This is a genomic window from Mesorhizobium norvegicum (assembly GCF_004919685.1).
Taxonomy (GTDB): domain Bacteria; phylum Pseudomonadota; class Alphaproteobacteria; order Rhizobiales; family Rhizobiaceae; genus Mesorhizobium; species Mesorhizobium norvegicum.
On the sequence record NZ_SMYZ01000043.1, the window covers coordinates 19,021 to 34,378 of the forward strand.

Sequence of the window (15,358 nt, forward strand, 5' to 3'; positions counted from 1 at the left end):
CATCGGAATGCCGGATATGAAAAATCCCGCGCTATCTTTCGATGGCGCGGGACTCTTTTTTGTCAAAAAATCACTTCAAGTGACTGAAGGGCTTAGAAAAAGCCTTTCCGCTGCCACCAGCCGGCGCGCTTCGGCTTGTCCTCGGTCTTGGCTGCGGGCTCTTCCGCAACGGTCGAAGACACCACCGGCACCACCGGCGCATCGACGGCCGCCGGCTTGCGCCGTGACGGGCGGGCCTTCGGTGCATCCTTGACGGCCGCGACGGCTGTTTCGTCGGGCGCAGCGACCGGCGTCTCTACCGGTGCTTCTTCAGCGACCGCTTCGGCAGCCGGTTCCTCGGCGACGACCTCGGCCGCGGCCTTCTTCGGCTTGGCGGCACGACGTGGCTTCTTCGGCTTCTCCGTTGTCGGCGCGTCGTCATTGGCCGGAGCAAGCGCCACCGGCTCTTCGGCCGGTGCGGCAACTACCGGTTCGCTGGCGATCACCTCGGTTGCCGAGACTTCGACTTCAGACACGTCGGCTGTTTCGCCAGCACTTGCCTCGACCTCGCCTTCACCGTCTTCGCGGCGATTGCGTTTGCCGCCGCGCTTGCCGCGCCGGCGCTTCTTGCCCGGGCCTTCATCCGAAGTGCCTTGGCTTTCGTCCGACGCCTCAACCGTTTCCGACGTTTCGGCAACACCAACAAGGGCGTTGTCGTCCGCTTCCGCGTCGCTATCGCTGGCGGCCGAGTCGGAGAACTCATCGGTCGACGCCGAGACGGAAGCACCGTCCGCAGGGGCGCCATGTTCGCGGTCGCGATCCTTGCTGCCGCGACGTCTGCGACGCTTGCGGCGCTTGCGGTCGCGGCCTTCGCCTTCTTCACCACCGGCAGCAGGCCGCGGCTGCTGTTGCTGCGGCTGCTGGCGTGGCTGTTCGGCCTGCACTGGCGCCTCATCGTCTTCCTCGACGACGACAATCTCGTCCTCGGGCTCTTCCGGCTCGACATAGGCCGGGAAGCTGCGTGCCTCGACAAAGCCTTCCGGCTTTTCAGCCAGCGCGCCGCGGAAGATCGCATAGTGCTGCGCACCGACAGAATCGTCGGCCTCGACGGTGATCGTCAGCCCAAAGCGGCTTTCGAGTTCCACCAGCGTGCCGCGCTTGTGGTTGAGCACGTAGAGTGCGGTGGCTGCCGGCGTCCGCACCGTGATGTGGCTGCGCGAATCCTTGAGCAAGAATTCCTCGATCGCCCGCACCACCATCAGCGCGACCGACGAATCGGAGCGCACATGGCCGGTGCCGCCGCAATGCGGGCAGGGCTTCATGGTCGATTCCAGCACGCTGGCGCGGATGCGCTGGCGTGACATCTCCATCAGGCCGAAATGCGAGATACGGCCGACCTGGATGCGCGCACGATCGTTCTTGAGGTGATCCTTCAGCCGCTTCTCGACGGAGCGGTTGTTGCGGTTCTCCTCCATGTCGATGAAGTCGATGACGATCAGGCCGGCAAGATCGCGCAGCCTGAGCTGACGCGCGACTTCCTCGGCCGCTTCCAGATTGGTGTGGAGCGCGGTGTCCTCGATCGAGTGCTCCTTGGTGGAGCGGCCCGAATTGACGTCGATGGCAACCAGCGCCTCGGTCTGGTTGATGATGATGTAGCCGCCGCTCTTCAGCGTCACCTGCGGCTGCAGCATACGGTCGAGTTGCGCCTCGATGCCGTTGCGCACGAAGATCGGCGTCGTGTCGCGGAACGGCTGAACCACCTTGGCGTGGCTCGGCATCAGCATGCGCATGAAGTCCTTGGCCTCGCGATAGCCTTCCTCGCCGGAGACAAGAATCTCGTCGATATCCTTGTTGTAGAGGTCGCGCACCGAACGCTTGATCAGGCTGCCTTCCTCATAGACCAGGGCAGGGGCCGTGGACTGCAAGGTGAGATTGCGGACATTTTCCCAAAGCCGCATCAGATATTCGTAGTCGCGCTTGATCTCGGCCTTGGTGCGGCTTTCGCCGGCGGTGCGCAGGATGACGCCCATGCCTTGCGGCACTTCGAGATCGGCAACGACCTCCTTCAGGCGCTTGCGGTCGACCGCGCTGGTGATCTTGCGCGAAATGCCGCCGCCACGCGCCGTGTTCGGCATCAGCACCGAATAGCGGCCGGCAAGCGACAGATAGGTGGTGAGGGCCGCGCCCTTGTTGCCGCGCTCTTCCTTGACGACCTGCACCAGCAGGATCTGCCGGCGCTTGATCACTTCCTGGATCTTGTACTGGCGGCGCACCGGCTTGCGGCGGTTGCGCACTTCCTCCAGCGCATCCTCGGCGCCGACCGATTCGACCTCGTGATCGTCCGGATGCGAGGACTGTACTTCTTCCAGCATGCCGCGATCATTGTCGCCGGACGTTGCTTCAGTGCCCTGTTCCGCCTGCGGGACGGCTTCGGAAATCACATCGCCTTCGACCGCGGCGGCGATCGATGTCGGGCCACCCTCGCGGGTTTCGGTTTCGTCCTGCTCGGCTGAAGCGTCGTCATGCTCGGACGTGCCGGCATGCTCCGAGGCATCCGAATGTTCCGATGTATCTGCTGCGTGTTCGATGATCTCGGAGGTATGGGAAATCTCCTCGACAACGATGTCGCCATTGTCGCTGCCTTCGCCGGCGTCTTCGCTGGTCTCGTCGGAAGCGGACGCGTCGCGCTTGTGCTCACCGCGGTCGCGGGGTTTGCCGCCGCGCCGGCGGCTGCGCCGTCCACGATCGCGGCTCTGGCGATCATCGCCGTCGCCGTCCTCGTTCTCCTCGTCTTCTGCCTCTTGCGCTTCCGCGCGCAGCAGTGCCTGACGATCGGCGACCGGGATCTGGTAGTAGTCTGGGTGTATTTCACTAAAGGCGAGAAAACCGTGACGGTTGCCGCCATATTCGACAAAGGCTGCCTGAAGGGAGGGCTCTACGCGCGTTACGCGGGCTAGGTAGATGTTTCCTTTGAGCTGCTTCTTGTCCTGGGATTCAAAGTCGAATTCTTCAATACGGTTACCGCGAACGACGACAACGCGTGTTTCCTCCGGGTGGGAGGCGTCTATCAGCATTTTGTTGGGCATTATTTCGTTTCCCCCCGGCAGCCGTCAGCCGCAGCTTGCGAGGCAAAGCCTGCTGCTGCGTGTCTGGAGTGTGGGTGCCGGATGTCTGGATGTCCGCCGGCCGCCGCTTGAGCGCCATGGCGGTGCCGCCCGCAGCCATAATGGCGCGGTTTGATGCGGACCTTTCCATGATTGCGCTTGAAGCCATCGTCACCAGCAGAACCTTTTTGAACCAAAGCCCGGACGAACCGGACCAGCTTGTTTGCTCATACAGAGCCGGCGCGGGAACAAACCCGGCCGTTTTCCTCACGCAGGCGATTCCCCCGCCACGGGCGCACACCTGCGAAATTCGTCGCGATCACCTGAACCCTTTTCGCGTGAAGCGAAAGGAGCCGCCTTTTTCATCTGACCCTGTAGCAGGAAGCTGCGGAGGAGGGCGGTTCCAGGATTGCAGTGATCCACCATCGCTTTTATGATTTGGCGGGGTGGAAGGCAACCCCGATTTCCGATGCCGGCAAAAAGCAGTTCCGTAACGTAAGTCTGGGTTCCGACCCGCATGAAAAGGCTTGGTTAACCTTCTCTGGATACCAATCGTTAATCGAGTTCGCGGCCTAACCGGCTTTTCGACGAAACGACCGGGCGCCTGGCGCCAAACCGGGAGCGACTGGAAGAGAGATGGGACTGGCGGACTTCACAGACAAGGGATGTCGTGTTGGCGGCCGGATTCTTGGCGCTTTCTGCCTCTTGCTGCTGCTGGCGATCTCTTCTGGCTTTTCCTCAGTCGCCAATGCCACCGACGCTCCGCTGGTGGCAAAAGGCTACAAGATGGCCGGCGATGCCACCAAGATGCGCATCGTCATGGATTTCGATCGCGAACCCGATATCAAATGGTTCCTGTTGCGCGGCCCCAACCGCCTTGTCATCGATCTCGCCAATACGAGATTCGCCATTGATGCCAAGGATTTGAAGGCGCGCGGCCTGGTCAAGGGTGTGCGCCTGGGCCAACTTGGCGAGGGCGTTTCGCGGCTGATCCTCACCGGCAAGGGACCGTTCGCCGTCGACAAGCTCGATGTGCTCAAGAACGAGGACGGAACCGGCTACCGCATTGCCATCGACATGTCGGCAGCCTCCGCACGCGAGTTCGATGCCGCGCTTGCCAACCAGGCGCTGACCACCGGATCGACGGTTTCGACCGACAAGGGAGGCCGGGTCGGCACCGGACCGGTTTCCAATCCGGGCCACCGCTTCACCGTCGTCATCGATCCCGGCCATGGCGGCATCGACGGCGGCGCCGAGGGCCTGAACGGCACAATCGAGAAGAACGTCACGCTGGCCTTCGCCACGGAGCTGCGCGACAAACTCGCAGCCGTCGGCAATTACGATGTGTTCATGACGCGCGACACGGACGAATTCCTGCGTCTGGATGATCGCGTGCGCATTGCCCGGCAGCATGAGGCCGACCTGCTCATTTCCATCCATGCCGACACAATCAGCGTCAAGGGCATTCGCGGCGCCACCGTCTACACCGTCTCCGACAGGGCTTCGGATCCCGAGGCGCAGGCGCTTGCCGACCGGGAAAACCTCTCCGACCAGTTCGCCGGCATGGAGATCAAGAACGACAACAAGGAAGTCACCGACATCCTGATCGACCTGATCCGCCGCGAAACGCACAATTTCTCGATGAGTTTTGCCCACACACTGGTCGGTCAGTTGTCGACCAGCGTCGGCCTTATCAACAATCCCCAGCGTTCGGCGGGCTTCAAGGTGCTCAAGGCACCCGATGTGCCATCCGTGCTGGTTGAACTCGGTTACCTCTCCAATGCCAAGGACGAGGCGCAGCTGCTCAACGCCGACTGGCGGGGCAAGGCCGCCCAGAGCATAACCAATGCCGTCGCGCTTTTCGCTTCGGCCAAGGCCGGACCGGGAACCGGAGGCTGACATGCAAGGCGGCGCCTGCAACCAGAGGCGGCGTTGCGCGACGACAACACCCGGTGCTTTTATTTCCGGCTCGCGGCCGCGAAATCCCGCATTGCCGTATTTTGTCCACATGGTGGCGACAAGGGTTTTCGATTACGGATTGGGACCGGCTCGAAAGCTTGCGCGAAAGGCGGCTTCGTTTAGGAAATTCCCGAACCAAGGACTGGAGCGGGTATGATTCGTCTCATTGGCTATTTTTTCGGCATCGGCACGACGCTGGCCCTTCTGGTCGCGGCGGGCGTTGCGATCTACATCGGCCATTTGTCGAAGGATCTGCCCGACTACGAGGTGCTGGCCAAATACGAGCCGCCGGTGACCACCCGCATCCATGCGTCTGACGGCGCGCTGATGGCCGAATATGCGCGCGAACGGCGCCTGTACCTGCCGATCCAGGCCATACCGGACCGCGTCAAGGCGGCCTTCCTGTCGGCGGAAGATAAGAACTTCTACAACCACCCCGGCATCGATGTGACCGGCCTTGGCCGCGCCATCATCGTCAACCTGCAGAATCTCGGCTCGGGCCGGCGTCAGGTCGGCGCCTCGACGATCACCCAGCAGGTGGCGAAGAACTTCCTGTTGTCCTCGGATCAGACCTACGAGCGCAAGATCAAGGAGATGATCCTCGCCTTCCGCATCGAGCAGGCCTATCCGAAGGATCGCATTCTCGAGCTCTACCTCAACGAAATCTTCTTCGGCTTCGGCGCCTATGGCGTCGCCGGTGCGGCGCTGACCTATTTCGACAAGTCGGTCAACGAACTGTCCGTGGCCGAGGCCGCCTATCTGGCCTCCCTGCCTAAGGGACCAAACAACTACCACCCCTTCAAGCATGCCGATCGCGCGATCGAGCGCCGCAACTGGGTCATCGACCAGATGGTCGAGAATGGCTACGTCACGCGTGAGGAAGGCGACAAGGCCAAGGCCGAGCCGCTGGGCGTGACGCCGCGCCGCAGCGGCACCTATCTGTTCGCCGGCGAGTACTTCACCGAAGAGGTGCGCCGCCAGATCATCGCCCGTTACGGAGAGAATGCGCTTTACGAAGGCGGCCTTTCCGTCCGCACCACACTCGATCCGAAGATCCAGCTCATTGCCCGCAAGTCGATGCAGAACGGGTTGATGAAATACGACACGCTGCGCGGTTATCGCGGGCCGGTGAAATCAATCGACGTGTCGGGTGACTGGGGTGTGCCGCTGGGCAACGTCAAGGGGCTGGAGGATGTTCCCGAATGGTCGCTCGCCGTCGTGCTGGACAGTTCGGCGACCGGCCTGTCGATCGGCCTGCAGCCCGCGCGCCAGGCATCCGGCGACATCGTCAAGGAACGCGTCGAAGGCACCGTCAGCAAGGAGGACATGGGTTTTGCCATGCGCCATGTGGTCGACGGCAAGACCGTGAAGGCCAAGTCGCCGGCGGAGGTGTTGAAGCCGGGCGACGTCATCTTTGTGCAGAAGAATGATGGCTCCGACAATGCCTACAGCCTGCGCCAGGTTCCCGAGGTTGAGGGTGGCCTGATCGCCATGGATCCGCATACCGGCCGCGTGCTGGCCATGGTCGGCGGCTTCTCCTACGCGCAGTCCGAATTCAACCGCGCGACGCAGGCCATGCGCCAGCCGGGCTCCTCGTTCAAGCCGATCGTCTATTCGGCGGCGCTCGACAATGGCTATACGCCGGCCTCGGTGATCATGGACGGGCCGATCACCATCCAGAGCGGCAACACGACCTGGACGCCGAAGAACTACGACGGTACCGTCGCTGGTCCGGCGACCTTGCGCTCCGGCATCGAGAAGTCGCGCAACCTGATGACGGTGCGGCTTGCCAATGACATGGGCATGAAGCTGGTCGTCGAATATGCCGAACGCTTTGGCGTCTACGACCATCTGGCGCCGTATCTGCCGATGGCGCTGGGCTCCGGCGAAACCACCGTGATGCGCATGGTGTCGGCCTATTCGATCATGGCCAATGGCGGCAAGTCGATCAAACCGTCGCTCATCGACCGCATCCAGGACCGCTACGGCAAGACGGTGTTCAAGCAGGACGAACGTGGCTGCCAGGGCTGCAATGCGCCCGAATGGCAGAACCAGCCGGAGCCGGAACTGGTCGACAATTCCGAGCAGGTGCTCGATCCGATGACCGCCTATCAGATCACCTCGATGATGGAAGGCGTCGTGCAGCGCGGCACCGGCGCCACCATCGGCGAACTTGGCCGCCACATCGCCGGCAAGACCGGAACGACGAACGACGAAAAGGACGCCTGGTTCATCGGTTACACGCCCAACCTCGTCGTCGGTCTCTACATGGGCTACGACACACCGCGCGGCCTTGGCCATGGCGCCACCGGTGGTGGTCTCGCGGCACCAATCTTCAAGGACTTCATGCGGGTGGCGCTGGACGGCACGCCCAATGTCGACTTCAAGGTGCCCGAAGGCATGAACCTCGTCGCCATCAACCGCAAGACCGGCATGCGTGCCGCATCGGGTGATCCCGGCACCATCATCGAAGCCTTCAAGCCGGGCACCGGTCCCGCCGACAGCTATTGGGTGATCGGCATGGGCGCCGACGGCTCCAATGCCACCGGTGGCGCGCTGTCGCCGCAGGCCAACCAAGCCATCCAGTCCGGCGGCGGCGGCCTCTACTGACGATTTTCATGAGCGGATGGGCTGGCCTTGCGCCAGCCCATTTTGCTTTACAGCCGGCGGCGGCCTCCCTATGTATCGCGCCGACCGATTTCAGCAAACAGGACAGAACAGCCAGCCATGCGCGCGGAAACGCAGAATATTGTCGACGAGATCAGGCAGGCGATAACCCTGCTGAGGAGGCATCTTTGACTGGGATCAGGCCATAAAGCGGCTTGAATACCTCAATGTGCGCGCCGAGGACGCCAGCCTCTGGAACGAACCCCTGGAAGCGCAGAAGCTGATGCGCGAACGCCAGGGCCTCGAGGAAGGCATCGCCTCGGTGAAAGGTCTGACGCAGGCGCTGGAAGACAATATCGGCCTGATCGAGCTGGGCGAGGAAGAGCGCGACGAGGGCGTGATCGCCGAGGCCGAAGCCGCGATCCGCTCGATGCAGGGCGAAGCGAAGGCCCGCCAGGTCGAGACGCTGCTGTCGGGTGAAGCAGACTCCAACGACACTTATCTCGAAGTCCATGCCGGTGCCGGCGGCACCGAAAGCCAGGACTGGGCCTCGATGCTGCTGCGCATGTACACGCGCTGGGCCGAGCGACGGCGCTTCAAGGTCGAGGTGCTGGAAATGCATGACGGCGAAGAAGCCGGCATCAAGTCCGCCACGCTGCTCATCAAGGGCCACAACGCCTATGGCTGGCTGAAGACGGAATCCGGCGTGCATCGCCTGGTGCGTATTTCGCCCTATGACAGCAATGCTCGCCGCCACACCTCTTTCGCCAGCATCTGGGTCTATCCGGTCATCGACGACACGATCGAGATCGACGTTTCCGAATCCGACGTCCGCATCGACACCTATCGCTCGTCCGGCTCCGGCGGCCAGCACGTCAACACCACCGATTCGGCGGTGCGCATCACCCATCTGGCCACCGGCATCGCTGTCGCCTGCCAGGCCGAACGTTCGCAGCACAAGAACAAGGCCAAGGCCTGGGAGATGCTGCGCTCGCGCCTCTACGAGGAAGAGCTGAAGAAGCGCGAGGCGGTTGCAAACGCCACCGAAGCGTCGAAAAGCGATATCGGCTGGGGTCACCAGATCCGCTCCTATGTGCTGCAGCCCTATCAGCTGGTGAAGGATCTCCGCACCGGCGTCGAAAGCACCAGCCCGTCGAGCGTGCTTGATGGCGACCTCGACGACTTCATGGAAGCCTCGTTGTCGCAGCGCATCGAGGGCGGTGCGGGCGAAGCCGTGGCGGACCTGGACTAGGATATGTGCAGATTCAGGTGAGGCTGGCCTGCGAATGGCAGTTTCCTGCGCTTCCGGTGCTCACGTACTTAAGTACGCTCCGCTCCGGTTCTCGGAAACAACCATTCTCGACTCAGCCTGACCTGCATCTGCACATATCCTCAGGCGTCGGGCGAAGGAGAAGCCGATGACTCGCAAGCTCACCGGAAAGTGCTTTTGCGGCGCGGTTCACTACGAGGTCGCGGACGAATTCGTCTATGCCGCGAATTGCCATTGTTCGAACTGCCGGCGCACCACCGGTTCGGCCTTCAAGCCTTTCGCCGGCATCGAAGGCGGCAAGTTTGCCCTCACCGCGGGGCATGACGAGCTCCTGATCTTCGGCGACGAAAGCGGCCATGACGCGCATTGCGGCCGCTGCGGCTCCTTGCTTTATTCGCTCGTGCGCGACGGCGCCTACGTCCATGTCGCCATGGGAACCCTTGTCGACGATCCGGCCATTCGTCCAACCGCGCACATTTTCGTCGGCTCGAAGGCCGGCTGGTTCACCATCACCGACGATCTGCCGCAGTATGAAGAGCACGTCGTGGCTGCCGGATCCGTCGACGAATAGGCTTCGGCCGGCCACGCAGCAATTTCTTGCGCCGACTCACATTTGCGCTCACCATCACGGCATTGAGGGGAGACAAAAAGCATTTATGGCCGGTCGCGGCATATCTGCAAGCTGACGATCTGGCCGCTGGGAAGACACGTTCCGGGAACGGGCAAGCGAAACGCTTGATGCTCGTTTGAAAGGAACGTTTCCATGTCTGCTGCCACATCCAGATCGGCCAATGCCGTTCAACCGGCTGGCCGACTTTTGTTTTCCCTGTTCGCAATCGGCGCGACCGCAATGCTGACGGCACCTGCCTTCGCACATGACGCCACACCCACGGCGGCGAAGCCGCAAGGCTGGAGTTACCCATTCGCATGCTGCGCCAACTATGATTGTCGCACCACCCATACCGGCGAAGTGTTGGAGAAACCCGAGGGTTATGTCATCGCCGGGACGGGTGAGGTCGTTCCGATGAGCGACAAGCGCGTCAAGGACAGCCCGGACGGCGAATTCCACTGGTGTGCGCATCAGGCCGGTCTCGACGCCGGCAAGACGATCTGTCTGTTCGTGCCGCCGCGCTCTTACTGACGACAGGACGGCGGTCGGAGGTTCGCGATCGCGTGTGACGGGGCCGCAGGCCGGGTTTCCGCGGTTCGTGGATGCCTGCTGACAGACAGTTGTCAGGAGCACCTCTTTATGCTGCCTTTGCCGCACAGGGCGGCGGGCGACAGGAGGAGTTCGTTGATGACCATCAAGGCAAGCTGTCATTGCAAGGCGACGACATTCGAGGTTTCGCAGGCGCCGCAGACGGTGACGCAATGCACCTGTTCGTTCTGCTCGAAACGCGGCTCGCTCTGGGCCTACTACATCCCATCGCAATTCAAGCTCACGAGCCCGCCGGAGAACGTTTCTGTCTACGAGTGGGGGTCGAAAACCGTAAAGCACGGTTTTTGCGCCACCTGCGGCTGCGGCACCTTCACGCAAACACCGGACTGGTCGACCGGCGAGCCGGATTTCGACAATCCCAAGATCAGCGTCAACTCGCGGCTGTTCGACGATTTCGATCTCGACAAGGTCGAAGTGGTGGTCATCGACGGCAAGAATCTCTGGTAGCCCAATTCAGGCCATTCCGGCACGGCGATGCGGCGCTTTCGTCGGGCAGTGGTCCTCCGGGAAAAGCCGTGGGCGGCGCTTTTGCCGTTCCGCTTTTCGCCGCAATTCATGGTACAAGTCGCGGGAAGGGCTGATTTGGCGCCACCGCAAGGCGTGACTTGGAGAGGGACGATCCTATGAAAAAGACTGTGCTCGTCGTCGTGGCGACGGCTGTGCTCGTGAGTGCCTGCACCACCACCGATCCGTATACCGGCGACCAGAAGATTTCCAACACGGCGGCCGGCGCCGGCCTTGGCGCCCTGGCGGGTGCCAGCCTTGGCCTGCTTGCCGGCGGCAATGACCGCCGCAACGCACTGATCGGCGCCGGCATCGGCGCGCTCGCCGGCGGCGCCATCGGCGCCACCATGGACCAGAACGAAGCCGAACTGCGCCGGCAGCTCGAAGGCACCGGCGTCAGCGTCACCCGTAGCGGCGACCAGATCATCCTCAACATGCCGTCGGACATCACCTTCAACTCGGATCAGGATGCGGTGAAGCCCGGCTTCTACCAGGTGCTGAACTCTGTCGCGCTGGTGCTGAAGAAGTTCAAGCAGACCACGGTCGACGTCTTCGGCCACACCGATTCGACCGGCGGTGACCAGCACAATTTCGACCTGTCGCAGCGCCGCGCTCTGGCCGTCGCCAACTATCTGTCCGGCCAGGGCGTCGATCAGCGCCGCTTCGCCGTCACCGGTTTCGGCAAGACGCGTCCCGTCGCATCCAATGCGACAGCCGAAGGCCGCGCCCAGAACCGCCGCGTCGAGATCCAGTTGTCGCCGCTCACCTGAGCTGTTCGGCAAGCCAGTGCGAGACGGCCCCCAGACGGGGGCCGTTTTTGTTTGAGCTGATGTCGGTGCTCTTCAGATGTAGAATTAGCTACTGCTAAAATACTGCTTTCCCGCAGCCATGGAAAGGAATAGCATCATCGCTGTTCCAGAGGGGATGAGGTGGTACAACTGGCCGCGAAATCAGCATTTTCCGCCTCGGTCTTGCACGGCCAGATCAGTAAATCTGGGAGGAATGCATGGCAAGAACAGCCACCCTTGGGCGCTGCGGCGTCCTCGCTTTAACAAGTCTCGCAAGCGCATGGTTGGGCATCGCCACGGCCAGGGCCGAGGACGCCAAGGCCGACATCGATGCCTTGAAAAAGTCGCTCGCCAAGTATGAGGACTACACCGCCGCCGTCCGCGACCTTTATCTGTCGACAGTCGGTTGCGTCTATTTCAGCGGAGAAAAGATACCGGGCGCGATGGATTACCCGAAAGGCGCCATGGGTATCCATTTCGTCAATGTCCCAAGCGTCGGCCAAAAACTCGATCCGATGCACCCCAATGTGCTGATCTACGAACCGACCAAGAAGGGCTTGCGCCTGGTGGGCGTGGAGTGGCTGGTGCCGCTGACGCCGGACATCAAGGCGCCGCCGAAGCTGTTTGGCCAAACCTTCATGGGCCCGATGGAGGGGCACTATCCGCTCATCCCGAAGGAGTTCGTCCACTATGATCTTCACGCCTGGTTCGGGGACAACCCGAACGGCATGTTCAGTCCGACGAACCCGAACGTGAAATGCAGCAAGGCCGAGTTTCCGATGCTGGAGAAGCCGACCAAGATGATGCCCGGGCCGATGTAACGGGCGAGTCAGGCTAGCTAGCAGGCTGTGGAAAAAGGATCGGAGATGCCCGTTTTGACTCTGGTTTGTGCTCGGTCTGATTCTGATACGTTCCGTGAACAAAACAGTTTTTCAACAGCCTGCTAGAGCGTGAACTCATAAACGGGCGCGGTTAGATCAACACGTATGTCTGCTTCCGAGGCGAAAGCGGCCATTCTCCGCTACCGTTGCCGTGTCGCAGCAGCAAGCCCTTGTTCTAAGATAAACCCGTCATGGAACTCTCATCAGGGAGGATACAATGATCAAGCGGGGACGCATGGGGGTGATAGCGGCTTCGTGGGCCCTTTGGCTTTTTACTCTGCCCGCCCAGGCGAGCAACTTAGGTGATCTTGTCAGGAATGGCGACGTCGCAGCGGTGACTTCCGCCTTGGACAAAGGCGCCGCTATTGACGAAATTGACGGTGTTACGGCGCTCTATATCGCCTGCGAAGGCGGACATGTCGAATTGGCAAAACTTCTGATCAATCGTGGGGCGGACGTTAACCTGCCCGTCAGTTGGCAACGAACGCCACTCTACGCCGCGAACAAGGGTGGGTACGCTGACATCGTGAAGCTGTTACTCGATAATGGGGCCAATCCAAATCAGTTGGCGAAAGCGCAGACCCCACTGCACGTGGCTGCCGAGAATGGCTGCCTTCAGTGCGTCATCCATCTTGTGGATGCTGGAGCAGACGTCAATGCACTGACATCGAATGGAAGTCCGCCCATACATTTGGCCAAGCTCAGAGGTCACGACGACGTCGTGGCCTACTTGCACAGTCACGGCGCCGGACGACCGGCCATTGCGCCGATTTCGGCACGACTTGCATCGGCAAACGCTGAATCGGGCAAAGAAATTTTCGACAGAACGTGCGGAGCTTGTCATCTTGTAGCGCCGGGGGTCGAGAATCCCAAGCCCAATCTGTGGGGCATCGTAGGGCGGCGGAAGGCTTCGCAAAGCGATGTCACGTATTCGTCAAGTCTAAAGGACGCTGGTGGCGATTGGACCTTTGAGGAACTCAATTTTTTTATCTCAAATCCCGCACTCACTTTGCCTGGAACAGATATGCTTTTCCCGGGTCTGCAGGACGAGAAGCAGCGAGCAGACCTCATCGCTTACCTGCGGACCTTGAGTGACACACCGTTGCCGCTTCCCGACAATTGATTGCTTCTGTCTGGCGGGTGCTGTGATGCCGGTGCCGATACACGCCTTGTGGCCGGAAGGCAGATCATCTTCCGCCAAGGTTCGCACGTTCCTGGATATGTTGGCGTCCGGCCTGGAACTCAAAAACCTTTAGCCGCCAGATCGCAAGCGGCTATACGCTTTGCGCGTCCAAAAGGACGCGCGCGCAGCAATATCAGACCTTGGCGACGATCCGCATGAAGGCCGGCATGTCATCGCCGAAGCCGACGGTGGAATCGTTGTCTTCCTGGTGGCGTTGGCGGGCAGGGCGGTTGCTGTCGCGCTGCGGCCTGGTGTCGCCGCGCTCCGGTGCGCGCTGTTCGTTGCGATCGGATGATTTGCGCTCGGTGTTTTCCGAACGGATCGCTTCCTTGCGCACGCGCCGTTCGCCGATGTCGGCGACTGCGACCTCGGCCACATCAGGCTGCTCCTCGCGTACCGTTGCCGGTGCCGCATCTTCGCTCGGCCTGGCGTGGCGTTCGCGTGGTTTGCGCTCGCCGCCCTTTTCCCTGCGATCATGGTCCTTGCGGTCATCGTCCTTGCGGCCGGCACGGCGCGGCGCGCCCTTGCCACGGCGCGGAGCGTCGTCCTCGCCTTCGCTGGCGACCACTGTCGACAGGTCGCCGTCATGCCACTCGATCTTGTTGCCGATCAGCCGCTCGATGGCGTCGATATATTTGGTGTCCGACTTGGTCGCGATGGTGAAGGACTTGCCCGAGCGCCCCGCGCGGCCGGTACGGCCGATGCGGTGGACATAGTCCTCGGCATGGATCGGCACGTCGTAATTGAAGACGTGGCTGACATCGGGGATGTCGAGGCCGCGCGCGGCGACGTCGGAAGCGACGAGGTAGCGCAGCTTGCCGTCACGGAAATTGGCCAGCATCTGCATGCGCGCGCGCTGGTCCATGTCGCCATGCAGCGCACCGGCGTCGAAATCATACTTCAGCAGCGAGCGGAACAGCTCCGACACTTCGACCTTGCGGTTGCAGAAGATGATGGCGTTCTTCAGCTCTGCGTCTTCGGCCTTGATCAGGTTGCGCAAGGTCTCGCGCTTGTCCCATGGCTTGGAGCCGGACTTGACCAGGCGCTGGATGATGTTGGTTGCCGCGGACGCGGCCTTCGAAACCTCGACGCGCACCGGCGCATGCAGGAATTTTTCGGTGAGCTTGGTGATTTCCGGCGGCATCGTCGCCGAGAAGAACAGCGTCTGCCTGGTGAACGGGATCATCTCACAGATGCGCTCGATGTCGGGAATGAAGCCCATGTCGAGCATGCGATCCGCTTCGTCGATGACGAGGATTTCGACGCCGTTGAGCAGCAGCTTGCCGCGTTCGCGGTGGTCGAGCAGGCGGCCGGGCGTCGCGATCAGCACGTCGGCGCCGCGCTCCAGCTTCTTGTCCTGTTCGTCGAACGACACGCCGCCGATCAAGAGTGCGATGTTGAGCTTGTGGTTCTTGCCGTATCTGATGAAATTCTCTTCGACCTGTGCGGCCAGCTCGCGCGTCGGCTCCAGGATCAGTGTGCGCGGCATGCGGGCACGAGCCCGGCCCTTTTCGAGGCGGGTCAGCATTGGCAGCACAAAGGAAGCCGTTTTGCCGGTGCCGGTCTGGGCGATGCCCAGAATATCCTTGCCGAGCAAGGCGTGCGGGATGGCACCAGCCTGGATCGGCGTCGGCTGGGTGTAGCCGGCGTCGGTGACTGCGGAAAGGACCTTCGGCGACAGGCCGAGGTCTGCGAAGGTCAACGCTTCTTGAGCGGTCGTGGTGTCTGAGGACAAGTGTTGTTGTCTTTGGCTGGTTCGGGGAAGCGCAACGGCGTCTGTCGCGGCAAGCGCCACGCGCCTGCAAGATTGGTATTGCGATTAGGCGCAAGCCCGCGATTTGTCAACAGAAACGGGCGGCATTGG

Annotated in this window: 12 protein-coding genes; 10 read left to right on the forward strand and 2 right to left on the reverse strand. The window is 61.8% G+C overall.

All coding sequences use genetic code 11. The annotated features are described in order from the left end of the window. Positions 1-92: 92 nt before the first annotated feature. Positions 93-3,065, reverse strand: coding sequence for an Rne/Rng family ribonuclease (locus FCU66_RS18240; RefSeq protein WP_136621255.1), 2,973 nt, complete (start codon positions 3,063-3,065; stop codon positions 93-95). An 89-nt stretch (positions 3,066-3,154) separates the two neighbouring features. On the opposite strand from FCU66_RS18240, the gene FCU66_RS18245 reads away from it, so the two are divergent. The 10 genes from FCU66_RS18245 to FCU66_RS18290 all read left to right on the forward strand — a co-directional run bounded on the left by FCU66_RS18245 (position 3,155) and on the right by FCU66_RS18290 (position 13,434). Continuing rightward, a complete protein-coding gene (locus FCU66_RS18245; RefSeq protein WP_136621256.1) occupies positions 3,155-3,520 on the forward strand; it encodes a hypothetical protein in 366 nt (121 codons plus the stop codon). Between the two features lie 199 nt (positions 3,521-3,719). Next, the gene (locus FCU66_RS18250; RefSeq protein WP_136621257.1) at positions 3,720-4,982 is read left to right on the forward strand and encodes an N-acetylmuramoyl-L-alanine amidase; all 1,263 of its coding nucleotides are present in this window, start codon (positions 3,720-3,722) and stop codon (positions 4,980-4,982) included. A gap of 213 nt (positions 4,983-5,195) precedes the next feature. Beyond that, positions 5,196-7,652, forward strand: a complete 2,457-nt coding sequence (locus FCU66_RS18255; RefSeq protein WP_136621258.1) for a penicillin-binding protein 1A — start codon at positions 5,196-5,198, stop codon at positions 7,650-7,652. Between the two features lie 117 nt (positions 7,653-7,769). Continuing rightward, a protein-coding gene (gene prfB / locus FCU66_RS18260; protein ID WP_136621259.1) for a peptide chain release factor 2 occupies positions 7,770-8,901 on the forward strand; the annotation gives its coding sequence in 2 pieces (ribosomal slippage) (positions 7,770-7,835 and positions 7,837-8,901; 1,131 coding nt in all). A 166-nt stretch (positions 8,902-9,067) separates the two neighbouring features. Next, positions 9,068-9,490 (forward strand): GFA family protein, encoded by a 423-nt coding sequence (locus tag FCU66_RS18265; RefSeq protein WP_136621260.1) that lies wholly within the window; start codon positions 9,068-9,070, stop codon positions 9,488-9,490. A 192-nt stretch (positions 9,491-9,682) separates the two neighbouring features. Beyond that, a complete protein-coding gene (locus FCU66_RS18270; protein ID WP_136621261.1) occupies positions 9,683-10,060 on the forward strand; it encodes a hypothetical protein in 378 nt (125 codons plus the stop codon). Between the two features lie 156 nt (positions 10,061-10,216). Then, a complete protein-coding gene (locus tag FCU66_RS18275; RefSeq protein ID WP_056584504.1) occupies positions 10,217-10,585 on the forward strand; it encodes a GFA family protein in 369 nt (122 codons plus the stop codon). A 176-nt stretch (positions 10,586-10,761) separates the two neighbouring features. After that, positions 10,762-11,412 (forward strand): YiaD family glycine zipper/OmpA-like lipoprotein, encoded by a 651-nt coding sequence (locus tag FCU66_RS18280; RefSeq protein WP_013531371.1) that lies wholly within the window; start codon positions 10,762-10,764, stop codon positions 11,410-11,412. A gap of 236 nt (positions 11,413-11,648) precedes the next feature. Next, complete coding sequence (locus FCU66_RS18285; RefSeq protein ID WP_136621262.1) at positions 11,649-12,251, forward strand: hypothetical protein; 603 nt, start codon at positions 11,649-11,651, stop codon at positions 12,249-12,251. 277 nt (positions 12,252-12,528) lie between these two features. Next, positions 12,529-13,434 carry an ankyrin repeat domain-containing protein gene (locus tag FCU66_RS18290; protein ID WP_246093941.1) on the forward strand — a complete coding sequence of 302 codons (906 nt, stop codon included), beginning with the start codon at positions 12,529-12,531 and terminating at the stop codon, positions 13,432-13,434. A gap of 193 nt (positions 13,435-13,627) precedes the next feature. Here FCU66_RS18290 and FCU66_RS18295 read toward each other — a convergent pair whose 3' ends face one another. Further along, complete coding sequence (locus FCU66_RS18295; protein ID WP_168992114.1) at positions 13,628-15,229, reverse strand: DEAD/DEAH box helicase; 1,602 nt, start codon at positions 15,227-15,229, stop codon at positions 13,628-13,630. Positions 15,230-15,358 lie beyond the last annotated feature (129 nt).

Coding starts and splice junctions, on each gene's coding strand:
- FCU66_RS18240 (WP_136621255.1), bottom strand. CDS start 3,065: ATGCCCAACAAAATGCTGATAGACGCCTCCCACCCGGAGGAAACACGC.
- FCU66_RS18245 (WP_136621256.1), top strand. CDS start 3,155: ATGTCCGCCGGCCGCCGCTTGAGCGCCATGGCGGTGCCGCCCGCAGCC.
- FCU66_RS18250 (WP_136621257.1), top strand. CDS start 3,720: ATGGGACTGGCGGACTTCACAGACAAGGGATGTCGTGTTGGCGGCCGG.
- FCU66_RS18255 (WP_136621258.1), top strand. CDS start 5,196: ATGATTCGTCTCATTGGCTATTTTTTCGGCATCGGCACGACGCTGGCC.
- FCU66_RS18265 (WP_136621260.1), top strand. CDS start 9,068: ATGACTCGCAAGCTCACCGGAAAGTGCTTTTGCGGCGCGGTTCACTAC.
- FCU66_RS18270 (WP_136621261.1), top strand. CDS start 9,683: ATGTCTGCTGCCACATCCAGATCGGCCAATGCCGTTCAACCGGCTGGC.
- FCU66_RS18275 (WP_056584504.1), top strand. CDS start 10,217: ATGACCATCAAGGCAAGCTGTCATTGCAAGGCGACGACATTCGAGGTT.
- FCU66_RS18280 (WP_013531371.1), top strand. CDS start 10,762: ATGAAAAAGACTGTGCTCGTCGTCGTGGCGACGGCTGTGCTCGTGAGT.
- FCU66_RS18285 (WP_136621262.1), top strand. CDS start 11,649: ATGGCAAGAACAGCCACCCTTGGGCGCTGCGGCGTCCTCGCTTTAACA.
- FCU66_RS18290 (WP_246093941.1), top strand. CDS start 12,529: ATGATCAAGCGGGGACGCATGGGGGTGATAGCGGCTTCGTGGGCCCTT.